The following is a 20,995-nucleotide window of genomic DNA, read 5'->3' as shown; positions in this document are numbered from 1 at the left end:
GAATCGCACCCCTAGTCCTAATGCGTTCTCACCGCTCCAGAGTAAATCAAACCCCTTTGCAGATCCAGCGTTATAATCGCCCCATCCCGAATCGCCTGCGTTGCCTGCTTTACGCCAACAATCACTGGCACACCGAGACGTAAACCAATCACTGCTGCGTGACTTGTGAGACTTTCCTCTTCCGTAATAATCCCGGCAGCTTTGCGAATTGCCTCCACAAAATCTGCACTAGTTCGAGGTGCAACCAATATGTCTCCGTGATTAAAGTTACTAACATCCATGCCAGTATTAGCCACCCTTGCGCGACCACTAACTGAACCTTGTCCTAGTCCAATTCCGTGACCTAATATTGCCGTCACCACCTCAACCTTAATCAAATCTGTGGAGCCGGAAATTCCCTGGAGTGTGCCAGCAGTCATCACTACTAAATCACCCTCAGACAGTAACTTAAGTTCCTGAGCCACGTTGATCGCAGCTTGAAATGTCTGACCAGTGGAAGGTAATCCTAGTACTAACAGAGGTTTTACTCCCCACACCATTTGTAGCTGTCGCGCCACATTCACATGGGGTGTCACTGCCAAAATCGGTGTCTGGGGACGGAATTTAGAGACATTGCGAGCTGTTGCCCCAGTTTGCGTTAGGGTCATGATTGCTGCTGCCCCTAGTTGTTCGGCGATTTGACCTACAGCTTGACTAATCGCATTGGGAATAGAGCGGCGGGCATCTCTGGCAGAACGTAAGTTTAAGTGTTGGACTTCTTCCTGCTCCATGCGCTCGGCAATCCGTGCCATCGTCGCTACTGCTTCTACAGGGAAGCTACCCACTGCGGTTTCATTGGAGAGCATCACCGCATCCGTGCCATCTAAAATCGCATTTGCCACATCCGACACTTCAGCGCGAGTGGGACGGGGATTGCTCACCATGCTGTCTAACATTTGAGTGGCGGTGATGATCGGAATCCCCAAGCGATTTGCTGTGGCAATTAGCCGCTTTTGGAGTACGGGAACATCTTCTGCTGGCAATTCCACCCCTAAGTCGCCTCTGGCAACCATTACGCCATCACACAAAGCCAGAATCGCCTCCATTTGTTCGATGGCTTCGTGCTTTTCAATTTTGGCAATCACTGGCACTTGCTTGCCTGTACTGGAAATTAGCTCTTTAATTTCGATCATGTCCTGCGGATTGCGGACAAAGGAAAGCGCCACCCAATCTACACCCTGATCGAGACCAAACATCAGATCCTCTCGGTCTTTGTCGGTCATTGCCTTAACTGACAGGTAAACGCCGGGAAAGTTTACACCTTTGTTGTTAGAAAGTTTACCAGGCACGGTAATGCGACAATGCAAATCACCTTTGTCGCGGTTAATCTCCTCCACGACCATTTCTACTCGTCCATCATCAAGGAGGATTTTTGCGCCAACCGGGACTTCTTCGGCTAAATAATCGTAGGTAACGCAGCTAATTTCCTGCATACCGACCACTGGACGATTTGTCAAGGTGAAGCGATCGCCTTTTGCCAAAACTATAGACCCGTTGTCAAACTTCCCCAAGCGAATTTTTGGGCCCTGCAAGTCTTGGAGAATAGCCACTGGCTGATTTAATTCAAAGGCGGTTTGCCGAATTAAGCGAATACTACGCTGATGGTCGGCATGAGTTCCGTGGGAGAAGTTTAGCCGCAGCGTCGTGGCTCCCGCTTCAATAATCGCCTTCAGGATTTCAGGACTGCTAGTGGCGGGGCCAATAGTAGCGACAATTTTTGTCCGGCGCAGAGAATCTCTTAATTGCATAGGGGCTGAAATTAGGGAGCTATCTGGGAAGTCATCGTAACTTAAGTGGCATCTCCTTTTCAGTCACTGCTATATCAATAAATATAAGCAGTTAGAGAGGGTTTATGGGAGAGTAGGGGCTGTGGGTTAGACTAGATATAGTACATCAATCTTGTCTCCATCCTCCTCACGAAGGAGTTTATCCGATCAACTTATTGGCGATTGTCATACCCCACTTGTGAGTAAAGACTTGGCCTCGTCTGGAATCATAGCGTTATTCATCTAGTGATATGCAAAGCTGTAGATAAATATTGGTATACAAAACTTTGCAAAAGTTTATTATTCCCTCATTTTTTATCGTATATTCGTAATGTTTGGTAAAGAAGGAGTCAATGTCAGAAATGATCACATCGGAGGCACAAAAGCCACTGATAATCCCACCCAAGGAATTTTTAGCGCCTCCTGGTGATTTCAATCGCACGCTACTGCTGTTTTTCGTAGCTGTGGCAATGCTGGTGTTATCTAGCTTTGGTTACTGGCTTTGGGAATGGCCGCACTGGCTGTGCTTTAGCGTCAATACTATTGCCTTGCATTGTGCTGGGACGGTAATTCACGATGCCTGTCACCAATCTGCCCATCGCAATCGGGTGATCAATGCAATGTTAGGGCATGGCAGTGCGTTGATGCTAGCTTTTGCTTTTCCAGTATTTACGCGGGTGCATTTGCAGCATCATGCCCATGTTAATCATCCCGAAAACGATCCAGATCATTATGTCTCTACTGGTGGCCCGCTATGGTTGATTGCAGTGCGGTTTTTATACCACGAGGTATTTTTCTTTCAACGGCAACTATGGCGTAAATATGAGCTATTAGAATGGTTCATCAGCCGCTTAATTGTCGGTGTAATTGTTTATATATCAGTGCAATACCACTTTTTAGGTTACATTCTGAATTTTTGGTTTATACCAGCTTTTGTGGTGGGGATAGCACTGGGATTATTTTTTGACTATTTGCCTCATCGTCCTTTTGCGGAGCGCGATCGCTGGAAAAATGCTCGCGTTTATCCTAACCCAGTTCTCAATATCCTGATTATGGGACAAAATTACCATTTAGTTCATCATTTGTGGCCTTCTATTCCTTGGTATAATTACCAGCCTGCATATTATCTCATGAAGCCACTTTTAGATGAAAAAGGATGTTATCAAACTTCAGGATTGTTACAGAAAAAGGACTTTTTTGAGTTTGTTTATGACATCTTTTTAGGAATTCGGTTTCATCATCACAAAGAATAGAGTTGATAAAGCGATCGCTTGCTCACGGCTGACACTAGGAAAGTGATCTAAAAACTCATCTAGTGAGTCACCCGCTTCTGATCAAGAGTAAAAATTCGCTTCTGATTTAAGGTTTCAGCAGTGGCTATCAATGAAGCATCTGCCAAATCCATTGGGATATCTCGATATTGCTCCATTAGCGATCGCATTCTTTCTTGTTCTTCTACATTATTGTGGTGCAACAAAAGAATCTGATCAACAACATAGCCCCATAGCTCCTGCTGTGCAGACCATCCACCATGCGACCTAACAAATACATGGCTTCTGTAAAATAAGACCAAGTTGTTAGTAAAGGGGCTAGTAGCCGAGGTAATATATCAACACAACGTTGGTGATTGGCATCGCTTTGGAAGTATTGGATTTGATTGATGAACCTGAAACTTCCTAAAGTCTGCTGCACCCATTCAACGATTTGATTTAGAAGCTCAGTCACTCTAGGCATGATTGATAAGGCTCAAATTTGAGATTTGTTCAGTTGAGGAACTAAACCCAACATTTTTTGTGGTTAGTTGGGTTGAACGAAGTGAAACCCAACCTACAACTATCCTTAACTGAACCCTATTGCTTTATAATAGGCGCGATCGCCTCAAGATAGCCTCAAAGTACATCAGACTCTGAATCTCAAGCAACCATCTCAATCGCATCGGCATTCAACGAGATTGTTAGATTGTCGCATTGGGTTTAACTGCAATTGTCCAATACTGAAATGTTTCACCTCCAATCTTATCGCTATCCTCACGGTAGATTTTTCGCAAACATTCATAAAACGCTTGGGCTTCATTATCCAATCTAAATGTCATTAAGTACTTTAATATACGAGTGATGCGTAGATAATTGTGGTCAAATATACAGACCCATTCGCGTTTGCGATTCGGATAGTCTTCTGACTGGCTGACAACTATTTTTCCGTCATTACCCTGGTGGCGTTGCAACCCATAAAACTGAAGCATAACTGTCAAGGAGCGCAGCAAATTTTGACGTAAGTGTGGGTTGCTTTGAAATGCTTGAATTATTTCTTTATCAACAATGGGTGCATCACGGTTGAATGCACTTCGCTCAGGCAAAGGGAACAACCACTGAATGTAATCGTGGGTACACTCTAATTCTTCAAAATTCCAAATCCACATCTGTTGAATCGTGCGACCTTCTGAATCTCTTTGCTCCCCTAAGTAGAACGGAACAAGCATTGCAGTAAGTTGTTTTTGATGATTCATTGCAAACTCCCTTCACAAATCAACATCAGTAGCTAATTTTGTAGTTTTTTTACATTAATTTTCTTAAATCACTTACACTTTTGACTTAACTGCTGGCTGTGATGTTTGTATCTGGGGCAAACTCCAGTCGGGACGCAAACTAGCGGCGTTGCGTAAATAGATATGATGAATTGAGGCGGAGGCTGGCAGATAGGCGTGGATTAAGAACCGAATGCAGCGCTGTAAGCTGCCTTCGACGTGCATTTGCTGCACATCCAACATGGCCACATTATCCCAACCAGGACGCGCTCTGGCGATCGCCGCTGGAAAAATAGCATCCAAATCGCGTGTCACTGAGAAAGTCACACTAATCATGTCCCTCGGCTGGAATTGATTCCGGTTTTCTAGTTCATCTAGTAGTTCTGTCACCACCTCTCGCATTGCCTCAACGGTATTTTCTGAAACGGTTGTTGCTCCGCGAATAGCCCGCATTTGCCACTCCACGCCAAAATCCTCCTTAAAACAAAAAAGTGAGGAATTAGGACTTAAGAACGAGAAGTTAAGATTTTTAACTCATAACTTCTCACTCATAACTCCTAACTCATATCAGGGTCGATATAACCACAACGGTAAACCACTGGTAGACATTTCAAATTCCAGCCAGTCAATACCAGCTCCAATTCCTGATGAAAACTGACGACTCCCTGGAAGAAAGCGACTCAATAAGGGTTTACGTTCTTCTAGGGTATAACAGAGAGTTTTTTCCGGATCAAGTCCGACTAGTTCTGCTGTCCAGCGACGGGCATCTTCTTCTGTACCCAGGCGGTCTACAACACCCAACTCTAGGGCTTGCTGTCCAGTAAAAATCCGACCATCGGCGAAAGTTTTCACAGTTTCTACTGCTAAAGAACGGCCATCAGCTACCGTTTGGACAAACTGCTGATAACTTGTGTCAATCAATTCTTGCAGGATGTTTGCTTCTGGTTGAGTCAGTTCCCGGTCGAAAGCTAAAATGTCTTTGTAAGGGCCAGACTTAATTACCATGAAGGAAACACCGATTTTTTCTAGCAAGCGTTCCAAGTTATTACCACGCAGAATCACACCAATACTACCCGTAATTGTACCTGGATTGGCGACGATGTGTTCGGCTCCCATGCCGATGTAGACTCCTCCAGAAGCCGAAATATTGCCAAAGCTAGCGACGATTTTGATTTTTTCGCGCAAACGCTTCAGGGCGCTGTAGATTTCTTGGGAATCTCCGACTGTACCGCCAGGACTATCGATACGTAGCAATAATGCCGGAAACTTTTTTTCTTCTACAGTTTTCAGGGCTTCTAGGACGCGTTTGCGAGTAGCACCGGCGATCGCACCGGTAATTTCAATCCGCGCAATTTGTTTTCTAAACTTGGGCTTAAACGGCCAAACCATGAGCTGTCAACATACCTCGTAATAAATTCAATATAAGATGCCCAACGGTCAGACGCCCTGCTTTACTCTGTTAAGAAACATTAGCAGTCATTCTGCTCATCAGGATTTTAAGGAAAATTTTATATTTTACAGGGAGTTTTATTTGATATTCTCAATGAATACTAATTCAGTCCTAAAAGATTGCACCTAACACAAAATGCCAAACTCTAGTCTAGCGTTTAACGTGATGATTTAGCAGGGATTCTTTTAACTGTTTTGCGGAACTGAAAATTATAAAACCCTTGGTATTCTGACTTTTTGAGGATTGGTTTACTACGATCGCGCACCTCCACTAGTTGTCAGTAATTAATAACTAATAACTAATGAATAATAAGTATTTAATCAATAACCTCGGCACTGAATTTAATTAAGAAAAATTCATTCAGCAACATTAATCCCTATCTAAGTTAAGGCCAGTAGTACTTTCACCTTTGGAAATATGACTTTTTCCTCGCTTCTACAGCCCATGAGCAACTGACGAAGGTATTTCAATTACTCATGAACCTACTCGTAAAATTTGACACCGATAATAAACGTACATATCAAACAGTGCGCCAACGAAAGTACAGGTCAAGCTAATCACAAATAATCCGCGTAGGGGAGTTCCACTGCCAAAGGTAGCGAGAAAATGCCTAATCTGAATAGCGATCGCCTCAGTTAACTCTTGTAAACCAGGGAAGTGACTGCTCAGGGATAGAAGGAGTAATCCGCCGCCAACTAGGAGCATGGGAGCGACAAAACTAAAAATGATCGTCAGTAGTAAAGAGCGGAGAAAGTTAGTGAAAATAGTCATTTAGGACAAACTCCGTGAGTAGAAATGACAATAGCCCGATAGCGGTTTCTCATTTTCTACAATACGGGCGATCGCTTCCCAACAGACAATCTGTCAAAAATCTTAAGTTTTAATTAAAATAAACAACTATCAGTTACAGCATATGCTGGGGTTATCACAAATGACTTCAATCTCCAAAACCCTTGCAGAATCAATATTAGAGCCAACGCTAGCAGCTATTTATTGTTTTGCAGCACCTTTAATAGCAACTTCACTTTCTGAGAGCCTCTTTAATCTAAGTTAATGTTTAGTTTTCTTAAGGGAGTGGGCTTGCCGTGAGCGTAGCCGAATGGGAGTAGGGGAAGAAGAAGCAGAGGGGAAAGAGGTAATTTTCATTCTCCCCATTCCCCATTCCCCATTCCCCATTCCCATGACTTCCGCTATTCTTAAAGCAGTTACCGAGTTAGCTACAGAACATTGAATCAGACTACATCCGAATCCAGTTTAGGAAAATGGAGTCAGCGGCTGCTGTCAGCGATTTTTCTGGGTGGGCAAGTACTAGTTCACCTATTAAAGGGCAAAATCCATCGGCGCAACACCTTACAACAAATGGCAGCAGTTGGGCCAGATTCCCTATTTATTGCCCTCGTGACGGCTATTTTCGTTGGCGCGGTGTTTACCATTCAGGTGGCGCGGGAATTTATCAACTTTGGGGCAGGAAACGTTATCGGCGGAGTGCTTTCTATAGCCTTGACACGAGAACTCGCTCCCGTCTTAACAGCAGTGGTTTTGGCCGGACGAGTCGGTTCTGCCTTTGCCGCAGAAATCGGTACAATGCGAGTCTCAGAACAAATCGATGCCATGTTGATGTTAAGAACAGATCCAATCGATTACCTAGTTATCCCGCGCGTCCTTGCTTGCTGTTTAATGCTACCAATTTTAACTCTCCTGTCTTTGGTAACAGGGATGTTTGGGGGATTAATAATTGCGACAAATATCTACAACCTGTCTGATACGGTATTTCTAGACTCAGCCCGTAACTTTCTTGGGATCTGGGATATTTTTAGCGCCATGATTAAGGCGTGTTGCTTTGGCATTTTAATCGCTGTAATTGGTTGCAGTTGGGGGTTAACGACAACAGGAGGAGCCAAAGGTGTAGGACAATCAACCACAACTGCTGTTGTCACTGCCTTGCTAGTTATATTTGTTAGCAACTTTTTTCTTTCTTGGTTAATGTTTCAGGGGACTGGCAGTGCATTTATACAAAGCCCATAAAAATTAAGAGTTATGAGTTAAGAGTGAGGAATTTTAAATCATAACTTTTAACTCCTGTACAGACGCGATTAATCGCGTCTCTAACTCCTAACTCCTGACTCCTAAAATAGGAGAGATGCCTACTAAATAAAGCAGGATTTAAAACTGTGACCAGTTCATTCGCTCCTAACTCTACATCAACTGTGGAACTCAAGCCTAGTTACAATATACCTATAGTGTTGGTGGTTGCCGCTATTCCACTACTGTTGGTACAACCGTGGGTAGGCTCCATTTTCACACTGTATGGTTTGTTTCTCATGTTTCAGGCGTTAACGCTGCGTTTGCAATTTACCGCCACCGACTTAGATATTTACAGAGGCGAAAAATTGATTCGGCGCTTTCCCTACCAGGAATGGCAAAACTGGCGGATATTCTGGAATGGAATCCCCATCCTATTTTACTTTAAAGAAATTAAAAGTATTCACTTTTTGCCGATTTTATTTGACCCCAACACCTTGAAAACTTGCTTGGAACAACGTTGTCCACGTATTTAGTGTTGAGTGCTATCTGTGCTGAGTTGTTTTGCTTTAAACTCATAACTCAGCACTCAGGACTTTTATGGCAGGTCAATTGTAATATTTCTGAAAGCTATTTATTCGCGTCATCGGAATTACACTATTGTTTATGAACTCAGAGGCATCTCAAACCCCAGAGCCAATTGATGAGCGGTTGGCAGAAAAACCAGAACAGAACAATGCATTTGTTCATCCAGTAAATCCATCTGTTGAGTCAGTGGTAAAAACAGAAGCCATTAGCTCATCAGAAGGCTACTCAACTTCTGAGCCACTCATCTCCAATGCAGAAGTGGTAGATTCTCCAGTAGAGCTAACAGAAAATTCAAATGGCGAGTTTGTAGGGCAGTTAGAAGCGGAAAATGTCCCACTGGGGTTAGAAATAGGATCAGAAAATAATTCATTATATGCAGAAGCAGAGCAGCGAGTGGCAGAGTTGCAGAGCGCCGAGGCAGCTCTCAAGTCAGAAATAGCCAAGCTGCAAGCTTCTTACAAAAACCTTCAGTCCCAAGTGAGTGAAACTCAAACCTCGCTGGGACGACTTGTGCAAGAGTCGCTGGTGCAGTTGGAACAACGCAAACAAACCCTACAAATTTCTGTAGAACAGCTAGAACGCCGTCAAGAACGTATCCGCAACGAGATGCGAACCACTTTTGCGGGTACATCCCAAGACTTGGCAATTCGGGTGCAGGGTTTTAAAGATTATCTCACGGGTAGCTTACAGGATTTGGCCTCTGCTGCTGAACAGTTGCAACTGACGCCAAGTGTGGTAGAACGAGAAAAACCATCTATAAAAGAGGCTAAACCAGTTGAATCCCAACCTGGAATACCCCAATTTGCCCAACAGCAGTTTCAAGATACTACAAAGCAAATTCGCCGCCTAATTGACCAATACCGCAATAAACCAGATTACTATGGGCCAGCGTGGCAACTACGCCGCACTTTTGAACCAATTCACGCTGAACGAGTCTCCAACTGGTTTTTTACCCAAGGGGGACGGGGTGGTTTGCGGACAATGGGTAGCCGCTTACAGAATATTCTGATTGCCTCAGCCACAATTTCGATATTACATAAGCTGTATGGCGATCGCGTCCGTACTTTAGTCTTAGCTAACACACCGGAGCGATTAGGTGAATGGCGGCGCGGCTTGCAAGACTGCCTGGGAATCGGTCGCCCAGATTTCGGGCCAGACAGAGGTGTGGTATTATTTGAAGCATCTGATGCTGTGGCTCAAAAAGCAGACCGATTGACGAAAGCCAATCAACTGCCCTTAATTATCATTGACGATTCAGAAGAGCAAATCAGTTTGTCACTGCTGCAATTTCCTCTGTGGTTAGCCTTTGCCCCTGACCCCAAAGCAGTGAGAAACTATGATGATGACTTTTAATTAGTCATTGGTCATTGGTCAAGAGTAATACCTCTTGACTTTTTTAAATTTTGAATGCGTGAATTGGATTATGGCTATTTGGTTAACTCTGTGCGCAGCAATTGTCGTCATAGCTTACCTGCTGGGTTCTTTTCCCACTGGCTACATCGCTGTGAAGCAGTTAAAAGGTATTGATATTCGGGAAGTTGGTTCAGGTTCTACTGGCGCAACTAATGTATTAAGAACCTTGGGGAAAGGTCCAGGAGCATTGGTTTTAGTACTTGATTCCTTAAAGGGAGTATTAGCGATCGCTCTAGTTTACTGGTTGTTCAATTTTGAGCCAATTCAAAATTATATCCCCCCAACGGTAGATGCAGAACTGTGGCAACCGTGGATGGTAACTTTAGCTGGGTTAGCTGCTATCCTGGGACATAGTAAATCGATTTTTTTGGGCTTTAGCGGTGGTAAATCTGTTGCTATTAGCTTGGGGATTTTGTTGGCAATGAGTTGGCAGATAGGTTTAGCAACAGCAGGTGTGTTTGCCGTCGTCGTAGCGATATCGCGGATTGTCTCTTTGAGTTCAATTGCAGGTGCGATCGCAGGTTCCATTTTCATGGTACTTTTGCATCAACCGTTACCCTATGTTCTGTTTGGGATTGCCGGGGGATTATATGTGATTTTGCGCCACCGCACTAATATTGAACGACTGCTTGCGGGAACGGAGCCAAAAATTGGGCAAAATGTAGCCACAGAACCAGAACAAACTGCATAATTGATCAACCGCAAATAGATATATTTTTTGCCTCCATGCTTCAGCCAGGGCTAGGCTTACGAACGAACGTTTCCTTTAATCAAACGATGGAAAAGGCGGCAAGGCCACAAAAAAGCTCCACAGATACTTACTGAGCCGATCGCGGCCACAACTCTCCAACTCGAACTATTCCCAGTCGCAGACTCTGAAGGATCAGCTTGTGTACTTTTAGGTAGTTCTGGCACTAAATGAGATAGCTGACTGGCTGTACTCACCCCTTCAATCGCTGCTCCAATTAGATAAGCTACCAGGGCAATTACTAGCCAGTGATTCATAATAATTCAATTGTTTGAACTCTGAGCGTATACTTGGCAATGAGCAATCATTTGATTTCTCGTGCTAATAATTGCCGCCTTGCCCGAAGGATAATCGACCTTCAGCTGTATCACGAATCAGGGGCAATTTAGATTTGATATAAGTATTGAGGGTGCTATCTGCCTGAGCATCAATCCCCTGCTTAACTTTTAGCTGCTGGAGGAGCAATTGTACTAAAGCAGCATCGTCAAACTGGAGCAGGGTGCTGACCTGGGTAGACTCGATTACAGCCCAGAGCTGTTGCATCATTTTGGCACTGACCATGAGTCTGTAACCTCTTAAGCTTTTCTTTATATTTGCACGAATTGAAAATTTCTGGTTAGGTTTTGTCTGAAGATTTATAAAGATGTCGGTTTACAGCTATTTTTAGGTAAATAGACTTACAGGCGTAGGGGCAATTCATGAATCATGCGTGTCAACTTAAGCTAAAACACGCAATTTCCCGTAGTTTTAGATCCCCCAACCTCCTTAAAAAGGGGGCAAAAGATTCTAGTTCCCCCTTTTTTAAAGGGGGTTAGAGGGGATCGAAAATCTAGGCAGTACATCGAAAAACCTCAAATGATTATCAAACAAGGCTTCATTGAGTACTTTTGCTAGAAGTTTATTGTCCAACTCTTGCACATGATCCTTCCTGACCAGAATCGGGAAAAATTGCTAAAGTGTGATATTCCGGGTTATCTGTTCCATATAGCACTCGAAAAGTATACAACTTTTTTTTACCTTGCCCTTCGGTAACAACTGTTAAAAGTGTATTGCTAGTAGGAGGAAGTCCAGGAATGTCCAGTTTCGCAATCCGTCTGAGTTGAATTACATTCGCTGCGGAGTTTTTACAATCTCCTGAACTAGCATTAGCTTGTTGACCAAACTGCATACATACCGGGCCATCAAAATCTATAGTTACCTGTGATGGATCGTTTAACCAAACTTTTTTAATTACTTCTCCAGCCGGAATAAAGCTTAAGTTTGTTCCTTCTTGATACCAAATCGTGATCGTAGGTATTAGTCCGCCTAAGCCCTGTGCTTGGCAGGAAAAGATAGAACGCAGAACGGCATTATTAGCTACAGCACGCCCTACTAACAAGAACATAGCAACCGAGAAAATTAAGGAAGCTATAGGTAGGAAATAAAAATTATGTGGGGTATTTCCTGACAATTTAGGATTATTTTTCATGGTTGCAAATGTGGAGATCCCAAAGATGGAAAGAAAACTAATTACCAATTATCATTACCCAATCCAAAATCTAAAATTAGTATAAATCCTAACTCCTAAAGCTCCGTTGCTTGATTAACGTATATTTCAACATTTGTGCCTGCTGGCAAAAACCAAACACCATTTTGTTGTGACATTTGGGCGATGGCTTGTTGATTACGTTGGGCAATTTGGGGTACTACAGAATTCAAACCACCTTCCAGAACCCCAGCTGCAAGGTTGCGTCTAGGCTCAGTGACAGTAGTATAAGAAGTATAAGCTTGTGCTTGTGAAGCTTGTTGGTTGGGAGAGGCGTCGCCGTTAGTGTTAGTGGGAACTATAGGACTAGAAATTGCTTGGAGATGAGTATCAGGGAGATTTACTAACTCGGCTGCTTTACTAATACCTCCCAAAACGAATAGTCCTGCATCCATCGATGCTATGGATGAACCTTGACTGGGAAATTTATTTCCGATTAAAGGTTTTCCTTGAGTACCGCGAATAATAATTGCATTGTTAGGTAAGCTTCGTTCTGTAAGGTTGCCATTATTTTTTGAGATGACTTTAACTACGTTCATCTGCAAAAGACCTTGTTCGGAAAGAGAACCAACTTCAGCTAGAAATTCGGTGTTTGCAGGTAGAGCGATCGCACCATCTGTAGATTTTAACGGTTCTTGCAATCGGATCACAAATACATTTTTCTGTTCGCCTCCTTCATTACCACCGCTTGACTTAGTAGTTTCCCCAAATATCGCTGTCGCCAACACAGCTTTAGCACTAGTCCCGACTGGTACGGTTTTCTGTCCCTGCGGTTGCGCTTGGCTCACCGCAGGAGTGGTTTGGTCAGGATTGGGGTTTGGTTTCTGTTCTGGCGCCGGCGTATTGTTTGTAAGTTCTGGAGCAGCTGCGATCGCTTGATTGGTAGCATTTACTTGACCATAGCTACCTAACTTTGCTAACCTTGTCCACTCTTCAAGCGGGCTTGGTGGAGATGGTGGAGTTATATTGACTACCAGTTCGGCGTTTGGCTTGACAACTGGTAGCTGGGGTGATGACGAAGGTTGAGAAGCAGGTACTTTAACGATGCGCTCAACTGTTACGGGACGAGGTACGTAAACTGTTGGTGCAGGTGTTGGTATCACTTTCTGTATATCTCTGGAAGAAACTGACGGTTGTTGTAAGGCTACTATCGGCGTTGATTTGGCAATTCTGAGCTGTTGTTGGGCGGCTTTTACCAACTGTGCTTGTTCAGTCAGGGCTAATTTGGTTTTCAGACTATCTACTTCAGATCCTAGCTGTTGAGAGCTAGATTCATTAATGGGCTGCGATCGCGCTTCTGGAGAAACAATATTTTTTGGTTTTTGACTGCTGGTACTCATCAACTTGGACAAAAACACACCACCGACCAAAACTATCACTAAGGTAGCAGCCCCTACCAAAGCTAACTTTGCAAAGGGATTAGATGAGAAGGCTTGTTTAGTCTGAACTTGTTGCGGTTGAGAAAGAAACTCTTGCGCCGTTACAGAGTCTTCTGATCCGGGGATATCAGTAGAAGATTCTTCTTCAAAGCCGACCAACCTTGACATCTGTGATTCCCAATCTAAAGATTCTACTTTTGGTTGGCCATCGTCGGTGGTTAGAGTAAATCCATTTTGGGGAGGCGTTTCCGTAGGAATTGAGTATCTAGTCATGGTAGAGCTTTGGTTGGATTTACAGAACAATTTTGATCTTGGATTTCACATACATTATAAATTTCTAGTCTGGCTTCACCAAGGCGGTAAGCTGCGAAGTGCAACGGTAGTGCTGCATTCGGTAGTGAAGGTGCTGGTTGATCTATGGCTCTAACTAAAATTTGTTTATTAAAGGAAACTGATTTTCCCAACTTATCATAACTGCTAAAAATTAATTGATTGGCAACTATATCCACTTTCCACTTTCCATTGTCTATTTCTGTAGGTTGAGAAATTTTTTGGATTACTAATACATTCTCCGCTCCTCTATTAACATTTTCAAATTGGCTATCTGGATTTAAGTTAGTAAGTTCTGACTTAAGTTTTTGTTTAAAATCATCAGCTACCAGTTGGGAGGTAATTTCCCAGACTTGTGTTGGCGGCTGTTCTTGTGACCAGGTAAGCATTAAGGTCATTGTTTCACCCACAAAGCGACGAATAGCCTCTGGTTGCCGCTCTAAATTTGGTTGAGGGTCTACGGTTATAGTGTGACCATCAACAAGTTGCACTAAACTTTGAGGTGTGAGTTGCCTACTTAACTGTTGTAACATAGACCCGTTAAATATTAGTAAAAGCAAGGTAAATAGATGTAAACCAAATGTTCCTACTACCAACACTGGTAAAGGGCTATTTGTCCTATTTTCTGGTTTGAGTAATTGCATTAATAATTAATTAAATAAATTGAACTATCAGCCAGTGAAGTAGAAATCGATTATCTGATAAAGCTATCAGATGTTTGTCCAGAACCGCATTGCCTTAATTTATCTTCGTTCAGGTTGTTGTAGCCATCTAGCAAACATAAGTTACGAATTTCATAAATTTCTAGTCTATCAGCGCGGACACTATAAATTGCTTTTTGCAGGTTTGTGCCATTGTCGGCTTGCGGATTAGCGAAATAATCTGCTGCACGTACAAGGAAATCTTTGTTAAAAGGAGTTATGAGTTTTGCACCGCCAACTCGGTTTTTTTGAATTAAGTCGGCTACCATACCCACTCGCCACTTACCGGGTGCAATTTGTTTTGGCGGATAAACCCGCTTAATAACTAATTGTGATGTCATCGCTTGGTTGGGATTTTCAGAGAAAACTTCTGGCGGTGTCATTTCTGCGACTGTGCTTAAGAAACCTTTACGAAAATCTTCTGATAAAGCAAAACTAGCTATCCAACTGGTGGTGCTAATTTTTTGGCTACTCCCTTGAGGTGTTTGAATAAGAATTCCTAAATCTGATTTTGGGCTTGCAAGTTCTTCGATAGTTTGTGGTGGTAAGGTTCCAGACCAGCTAAACATTGATATCATCGTTTTGCTGATGAATTGGCGAATTGCTTCTGGTTGTCTGGCTAAATCATCAATATTAGCTACTGGTTTACCATCTATTAATTGCACAAAGTTGGGAGATTTTCTCAGACTGAGTTGGCGAATATTTATCCCTTGGAATAAGAATAAAAGTAAAACTAATATATGTAAACTGAAGCTTGCGATCGCAAAAATTGTCAAAACACTTGCCGTTCTTTGTCTTTTTTCCAGTAAACGCACCATTTACTCACCTCCTTTTGCAAAAAACTTCAGTTATTGTATCTAATCAGCAGTCATGACACTTGCCAAAATTGAGTTTATTCATTTGGAATTTATTATGTCCTCTCCTTTACTAAAGAAGCCGTATTGCTGATCGCACTGAAGACTGCAAAACCGCCAGCAGCAGCCACAAGTAAAGATACAATTGGTGCTAAAATTCCCAGAAAAATTATGAACCACATTAAGTCTGGATCAACATTAGCATTTTGACCTGGCCCATTCACAATAACTGCGGCAGTCAGCACAGCAATAATATTAAATGAAATCTTGGCGATTCCAATAGATAAAAATCCAGTCAGCCATGCAAAGATTGGTTTACCAGCTACAGGTAGTAAAGAACCACCTACAGCTAATGGACCTAAAGCCGCTATCAGCAACATCGTAACTTCTATCAAATTCTGGAAGGCATATTGTAAGGAAACTAAAAAGTTTTTGATACTTGTTTGGACTGTAGAACCTAACAAAGAATTAAATGAGGTTTCTGATACAATGCCAGTGCCGTATCTGATATTATCTACCTTAGTTTGTAGTCTATTTATCCAGCTTTTATTTCCGTATATATCTCTATATTTCTGCCAGAGAACGTTGACTTTTTCGGCAGCTTTGATAAAGCATTGACTTTGTTGTTCGCCAGTAAGCGACTGGCAAGGACGCAGAAAAGAGCCAGCTACTTCTTCGGCAACACTCATATTCAGTGCTTGCTGGTATGTTTTATTCGCATCTGCTGTTACCAATACTTGCTGATTCACAGTGTTTAGAAAATTCCGCACTCCTAGAGTCAGATTAGAAAGGATACTTCCATTGCCTGAATTACTTAAAAGAAGCACCACAATAAAAGGCCAAATTAAGGCTGATATGGGACGGGTATATTCGTAGGATATTAAGTCTTTGAGGAATTGTATCATAAAAAATAACAGGGTTCCTACTGCAAAAAAAATACCCAGATTTGTTAGCGCTCCATACAAGTTATTACTGGTATTATTTTGTAATAAATCCAGCCATTGTTTGTCCCAACCTTGGGCAATACTTTGGGAAGTTGCCGCACCATTATCGATAATCTGATCAATGCCTACTTGGCCAAAAATTAGTTGAATAGCAAGTTGCATTTTGAGTTAATGGGCTGTTTTTTAGATTTCGTAGGGCGCGTTACGTTCCTAACGCACCATCCTGGATGCTTTCGGTGCGTTATGCTCTCGCTAACGCACCCGACAAAACTATTCTTTAGACTTCTTGTTGGTTTGGAAAAAGTTTAGAGGATGTTTTAAAAGTCCTCTTGTCGGTAGCAAAACGTTCTAGATCCCCTAAATACCCCAATAAATTGGCGGACTTTGATTCCGGTTCCCCACTTTTTAAGGCTACGGTGTACACACAAGTCTGAAATAGCTGATTAACCAAGGTTTTACCCCACCCTAACCCTCCCCTTATAAAGGGGAGGGAACTAGATTTGTTGTTTCCCCCCTTTATAAGGGGGGATTAAGGGGGGTAATTCGACTTGTATGTACACTGTAGCCTTTTCAAGGGGGGCTAGGGGGGGATTAATTAAGTCCCTCAAATCACAGGCAACCACTTTTCAAACAACCTCTTAAGGATTTGAAAAATTGTCTGGAAAATTAGAGTTTTTTCTCCTAAAATCCTACTTATTAACTTTTCTCCCAAACAAATCCAGTTGAGAAGTAACTCGTAAAAGTCGCGCCGCTTCTGTAGATGTATCTACTCTCCGAGCGCGATTCGCCTCTTCTGCCTGCTGAGAAATATTTGCTAAATTTAAATTAGAATATTGTAAAGACTGATTCGTTTGTATTGTCTGAGCAAAGGTTTCACCTAAAATTACTGATTGTGCACGTTGAATCTTAATAGTTTGCAAGTTATTCTCACCTAGCATTTGTGCTAAATTTGATAAACCAGAAATAGTACTCATACCGATTTGAACTTGAGTTGAATTGTTTGCTAGACCTGTAGTTAATTGACTAAATCTACTACTAAATAGGTCGTTCTTTGCCCCTGCCGTCTCGTTAATTGCGTCAATATCTTTTAGTGTGTTTTCAGTATTTTCTAACTTTACTTGTGTCCGATTTTGCCCATCTTTACCAAGAATAGCTTCCGCTGCTCCACGAGTAATAAAACGATTGAGTTCATTACTAACTCCATTTGCCCGTACTGCTGCATTATTTTCAAAGCGGCTTGCTTTAGATTCTGAACGATAAGATTCGTTGATTATGTTATCACGAACCTTTTGTCCCGCATCTACAGGGTTAGGTATCTTCAATTCTGTATTTCCCTTGGAACTCTCAAGAGCATTTTGACTGTATGTTTCTATAGGCTTTAAGTTCTCGCTCAGATTATTTTGAAAGTATTTTCCCATATCTGTGGAATATGATTTAAAATTAGTCCAAACCTCGCCTAAACCAGATCCCAGTTGAACTTGTGCCATTGCTGGTAGGATTGCCAGGGATAGTAACATCAGAGTAAAAATGGTAGTTTTTTGCATACATTTGTGCTTGAAAAAGGTAGATGAAATTAAGCTTTTTAACTATGATTTATAAGTTTTTGCATCACTGTTAACTGCTTACATAATCCGATTAACTACTACGTAAATTAGCCACTAACTGACGTGCAAATGCAGAAATTGCTTCATATTTATTGCTGTGAAGTTGCATCATTTTGCTACGTGCAGTTTGTTCAGAGGGGTTATTCGCAACTGCTGCCAATTGTTCGTAACCTGGATAGTAACGGCAGAATGTATAAATCCCGTTATCATCTAGTAGCCATTGGCTATAAACGCCTTCTTTACGGGGAAAAAAGCTTTCTGAGGCATTACGAGAAATAACTTGGCGGGGATATTTTAATATCTCTGCAAAACTATCCACTGCAACAGGCTGAATGCGTCCAATCAATCGTGTTGTTAGGTTTTGCAAAATTTTAGATGCAGCTTTAGATTTGGCAATAGTATCAGGATCTTGTCCTGATAAGATGACTCTAATCCCGGCTTTTGCGCCGTTGGCACAAATTCTACCAACTAAGTCAGAAATTTGCTCAAATTCAAATAGAATTGGTGCTTCGTCGATAAAGAATATGGAAGCTGGGCTGCTGAGTGCGCGTCGTAGTGCGGCTGAATAGGCACTCAAAGATAGTACGGCTGCATCTTCACTATCTGATAGGTTTCTAAGCGCAAAAACTAAAAGTTGTGCATCGGTAGGAAAGCTGGATGGTGCAGAAATCGCTTGTCCCACACGACTAGAAAGCCAAAACCGCAAGCGCAGTTGAATTTGACTGAGGGCATCTTCTACTCTGCCACTTAAAGAATCTAGCTGCAAGTGATCTGGTGAGCAGAAAAAGAGAAAATCTTTTAAGGTAGGGGTTTTCTGCCAAGCAAGAGTGCCAAATCCTCCCGCCATCGCCTGTCGATATCGCTCTTTGATGCCCTCATCTGCAAAAAAGGCTTCTAATGCTAAGTTGAGCAGCGATCGCACGGTTTGCGATAAAATTTGACTTTCAGTGGATGATCCTAAAACCATTGTCATTAAAGCTGATTCTAGGAAACCTGTATAATCGTTAAAGCGATCGCGCTGTTGTTCTGGTTCTAGCGATCGTAAGTCTGGCTGTTCAAATAAGTTATTCGATTGTTTGGAGATATCAAAATACGCTCCATTCCCCTCCATAAACTCTGTGTAGTCAGTGAAAGTAGATGTCCCGTCAGGTTTGGGAAAATCTAACGCTACTACAGGAATGCCATGCGCCAAAGCCTGAGTTAAAATTCCTGATACCAATACGGATTTACCAGCACGAGTTGTCGCAAACAAAGCTAAATTTTTGTGTTGATTAAATAAATCTAAATGTACGGGTGTTCCACCTTCTTCAGCAATCAACTCAAAGCCTTGTTTATCGCCTCTTTTAGTTAAAACTAAAGGCATTAATCCCGGAACTTCACTTGTTAAATATAGCTGGCGACGATTGAAGGGTGTTGCTAACAAACCTTCCCAAACTATCGGTAGAGTTTGCAGCCAAATTTTCCAGGCGTACTCAGTTTCTCTAATTAATTTTGCTGGACGTTGAAAACAGTTTTCAATATATCTTGTTGCCTCATCTAATCCTTCTACAGTTGGACGATGTACCAAAATGACGACACTCGTATAAATCGGGACTGCACCTTCAAATAATTGTTCTTGGGCTGCTACCGATTTCTTTAACTTTAATTGAGCATTGACATCAATGGTTTTACTTTTTTCTTGAGCCATGATTGTCGTCATGTTTGACTGCTTCAGCACTCGTTGCAAAGTAGTTTTCACCATTGCTGGATTTGCCGCAGTCAGCTCACAAAAAATCTCTGTATCTACTACTCTTTCTCTCGCCAAAAGTTCCCATAAATAGCGCAGTTGGGTAGATTTATTTGACCAACCTCCGGGTTTTTCGAGAAATGACAGTGCGCCAATATAATTATTGTTAACATTAACCCAGCGCCGATCGGCACAAGGTATGCTAGACTCCATCAGCAAAGTTGTGCCGTGGATATTGTCTATAAGCAATTTTGTACTAGCCAAATCTGAATTAACTTGCTCGTGTAGTCCTTGTTCATCTAAAGTCATTAACTGGGGAATATCTATTGGATCTGTATCATTAAACCTTTTCCAGATTTCCTCCCAGAGTTCCTCAGCTTTCAAAGGTTTGACATCCAATCCCATTTGGTTAGATAAAATTTGTTCCCAACGCAGAAAACCCTGTTTGTAAGCATTTGTGATCAGGGTTTCAATGCGCTGGTTTTCTATTTCTGAGAGTTCCCCTTTGAATTTCAACCACCATGATTCAGCTCTAACCAAAAGCTTCTCTATCCAATCATCTCCATTTTTGGAGTTGGATTCAATCGTGTAAGTGACATAAATCCGCAAAAATTTTGGCTTACGAATACCAGAAATCGTTAGTTCTTTGAGTCTAGCTCTTTCCGCCATCAACAGATATTTGATATCTCGTGATGGCGTATTTTTTATTAATGATGCTAATTCTTTTTGGCGCTCTTTGTCTGAACTAAAAGATCCCAAATGCAGTGTCATTCTTTCACCGCTAGGGATGTCTTTCAATCCAGCTTCAATGTTATTAAAAAGTGTATCGATTTGTTCAGGTCTTAAGGTGGTATGAATTCCCTTACAGTCAAAACCAAAAACAAAGCAGAATCGATCTTTTTGAGTGCCTTTTGTCAGAAGGTAAGCCCCAATATCACGTCCATTGATTGCCACACGTAGCATTGTCGCCAAGTGTAAGGCATCTTCAAATGGTGTTAATCTACTTTCATTTCCGGCGACGGCGACGCTTTGTTTTCCGATTTTTTGCTTCATGGTTAACTTCTAGTAAGCTTTGATAACGAGCAAAGCCTCTTGTCCAAGCGGGAACGCCAATAAATTTACTTAAAAAGCTCCAACTCCTACCACCAGTTAAAATCCACCAAGTTCCGATTCCCCAACCAGTAATTAGTACTGTCCACAACCATTTTTGAAACTCTTCTTGGAAAATCCCACCAAAAATCCCATTGATAATAAAGTATGAGGCTAAGGCGATTACCGTCCAAGGAAGAATTTGATCGGCAGGAATTGGTCCTAATGAAGGTTGGCTTCCCAGAACTTGATTGACTGGACGAAATTCTTGTTCCCGCTCTTGAGACATTTGA

21 protein-coding genes are annotated in these 20,995 nt (G+C 42.1%); 5 read left to right on the top strand and 16 right to left on the bottom strand.

The features are described from left to right. Positions 1 to 17: 17 nt before the first annotated feature. Positions 18 to 1,787 carry a pyruvate kinase gene (gene pyk / locus V7K15_RS21450; protein ID WP_334908543.1) on the bottom strand — a complete coding sequence of 590 codons (1,770 nt, stop codon included), beginning with the start codon at positions 1,785 to 1,787 and terminating at the stop codon, positions 18 to 20. A 380-nt stretch (positions 1,788 to 2,167) separates the two neighbouring features. Between pyk and crtR the strand changes: the two genes are divergently transcribed. After that, the gene (gene crtR / locus V7K15_RS21445) at positions 2,168 to 3,058 is read left to right on the top strand and encodes a beta-carotene hydroxylase (RefSeq protein ID WP_334908692.1); all 891 of its coding nucleotides are present in this window, start codon (positions 2,168 to 2,170) and stop codon (positions 3,056 to 3,058) included. Positions 3,059 to 3,117: 59 nt separating this feature from the next. On the opposite strand, the gene V7K15_RS21440 is transcribed toward crtR, so the two are convergent. From V7K15_RS21440 to V7K15_RS21420, 5 genes are all read right to left on the bottom strand, one after another. Continuing rightward, complete coding sequence (locus tag V7K15_RS21440; protein WP_334908541.1) at positions 3,118 to 3,282, bottom strand: hypothetical protein; 165 nt, start codon at positions 3,280 to 3,282, stop codon at positions 3,118 to 3,120. 477 nt (positions 3,283 to 3,759) lie between these two features. Then, entirely contained in the window at positions 3,760 to 4,311 is a 552-nt protein-coding gene (locus V7K15_RS21435) for an opioid growth factor receptor-related protein (RefSeq protein ID WP_334908539.1), read from the bottom strand. A 72-nt stretch (positions 4,312 to 4,383) separates the two neighbouring features. Beyond that, entirely contained in the window at positions 4,384 to 4,782 is a 399-nt protein-coding gene (gene aroH / locus V7K15_RS21430) for a chorismate mutase (RefSeq protein WP_334908537.1), read from the bottom strand. A gap of 114 nt (positions 4,783 to 4,896) precedes the next feature. Next, positions 4,897 to 5,718: a signal peptide peptidase SppA gene (gene sppA, locus V7K15_RS21425; protein ID WP_334908535.1), complete on the bottom strand. Its 822-nt coding sequence runs from the start codon at positions 5,716 to 5,718 to the stop codon at positions 4,897 to 4,899. A 535-nt stretch (positions 5,719 to 6,253) separates the two neighbouring features. Beyond that, a complete protein-coding gene (locus V7K15_RS21420) occupies positions 6,254 to 6,550 on the bottom strand; it encodes a hypothetical protein (RefSeq protein WP_334908534.1) in 297 nt (98 codons plus the stop codon). A 456-nt stretch (positions 6,551 to 7,006) separates the two neighbouring features. Between V7K15_RS21420 and V7K15_RS21415 the strand changes: the two genes are divergently transcribed. From V7K15_RS21415 to plsY, 4 genes are all read left to right on the top strand, one after another. Continuing rightward, complete coding sequence (locus tag V7K15_RS21415) at positions 7,007 to 7,804, top strand: MlaE family lipid ABC transporter permease subunit (protein ID WP_334789244.1); 798 nt, start codon at positions 7,007 to 7,009, stop codon at positions 7,802 to 7,804. A gap of 146 nt (positions 7,805 to 7,950) precedes the next feature. Then, on the top strand, positions 7,951 to 8,337 hold the full coding sequence (locus tag V7K15_RS21410; RefSeq protein ID WP_334908532.1) for a DUF3119 family protein: 387 nt from the start codon (positions 7,951 to 7,953) through the stop codon (positions 8,335 to 8,337). A 130-nt stretch (positions 8,338 to 8,467) separates the two neighbouring features. After that, positions 8,468 to 9,742 (top strand): DUF3086 domain-containing protein, encoded by a 1,275-nt coding sequence (locus tag V7K15_RS21405; RefSeq protein WP_334908529.1) that lies wholly within the window; start codon positions 8,468 to 8,470, stop codon positions 9,740 to 9,742. A gap of 70 nt (positions 9,743 to 9,812) precedes the next feature. After that, a complete protein-coding gene (plsY, locus tag V7K15_RS21400; RefSeq protein WP_334908527.1) occupies positions 9,813 to 10,493 on the top strand; it encodes a glycerol-3-phosphate 1-O-acyltransferase PlsY in 681 nt (226 codons plus the stop codon). A 56-nt stretch (positions 10,494 to 10,549) separates the two neighbouring features. On the opposite strand, the gene V7K15_RS21395 is transcribed toward plsY, so the two are convergent. The 10 genes from V7K15_RS21395 to V7K15_RS21350 form a co-directional block, all read right to left on the bottom strand. Beyond that, entirely contained in the window at positions 10,550 to 10,807 is a 258-nt protein-coding gene (locus V7K15_RS21395; protein WP_334908525.1) for a hypothetical protein, read from the bottom strand. Positions 10,808 to 10,871: 64 nt separating this feature from the next. Continuing rightward, entirely contained in the window at positions 10,872 to 11,111 is a 240-nt protein-coding gene (locus V7K15_RS21390) for a hypothetical protein (protein WP_334908523.1), read from the bottom strand. A 337-nt stretch (positions 11,112 to 11,448) separates the two neighbouring features. Further along, a complete protein-coding gene (locus V7K15_RS21385; protein ID WP_334908690.1) occupies positions 11,449 to 12,018 on the bottom strand; it encodes a hypothetical protein in 570 nt (189 codons plus the stop codon). A gap of 95 nt (positions 12,019 to 12,113) precedes the next feature. Further along, a complete protein-coding gene (locus V7K15_RS21380) occupies positions 12,114 to 13,727 on the bottom strand; it encodes a hypothetical protein (protein WP_334908521.1) in 1,614 nt (537 codons plus the stop codon). Next, complete coding sequence (locus V7K15_RS21375; protein ID WP_334908519.1) at positions 13,724 to 14,428, bottom strand: hypothetical protein; 705 nt, start codon at positions 14,426 to 14,428, stop codon at positions 13,724 to 13,726. The genes V7K15_RS21380 and V7K15_RS21375 overlap by 4 nt, the downstream gene beginning before the upstream one ends. Positions 14,429 to 14,478: 50 nt before the next feature. After that, a complete protein-coding gene (locus tag V7K15_RS21370; protein ID WP_334908517.1) occupies positions 14,479 to 15,303 on the bottom strand; it encodes a hypothetical protein in 825 nt (274 codons plus the stop codon). A 92-nt stretch (positions 15,304 to 15,395) separates the two neighbouring features. Further along, positions 15,396 to 16,445 carry a hypothetical protein gene (locus V7K15_RS21365; RefSeq protein WP_334908515.1) on the bottom strand — a complete coding sequence of 350 codons (1,050 nt, stop codon included), beginning with the start codon at positions 16,443 to 16,445 and terminating at the stop codon, positions 15,396 to 15,398. 527 nt (positions 16,446 to 16,972) lie between these two features. Next, on the bottom strand, positions 16,973 to 17,827 hold the full coding sequence (locus tag V7K15_RS21360) for a hypothetical protein (protein WP_334908513.1): 855 nt from the start codon (positions 17,825 to 17,827) through the stop codon (positions 16,973 to 16,975). Between the two features lie 91 nt (positions 17,828 to 17,918). Continuing rightward, positions 17,919 to 20,666 carry a hypothetical protein gene (locus V7K15_RS21355; protein ID WP_334908511.1) on the bottom strand — a complete coding sequence of 916 codons (2,748 nt, stop codon included), beginning with the start codon at positions 20,664 to 20,666 and terminating at the stop codon, positions 17,919 to 17,921. Then, a complete protein-coding gene (locus V7K15_RS21350) occupies positions 20,620 to 20,991 on the bottom strand; it encodes a hypothetical protein (RefSeq protein WP_292831379.1) in 372 nt (123 codons plus the stop codon). The genes V7K15_RS21355 and V7K15_RS21350 overlap by 47 nt, the downstream gene beginning before the upstream one ends. Between the last annotated feature and the right edge of the window lie 4 nt (positions 20,992 to 20,995).

Source organism: Nostoc sp. (genome assembly GCF_036919815.1).
GTDB lineage: Bacteria > Cyanobacteriota > Cyanobacteriia > Cyanobacteriales > Nostocaceae > Nostoc.
Note: the sequence above shows the minus strand (reverse complement) of the source record. Positions and strands in the feature narration are given on the sequence as shown.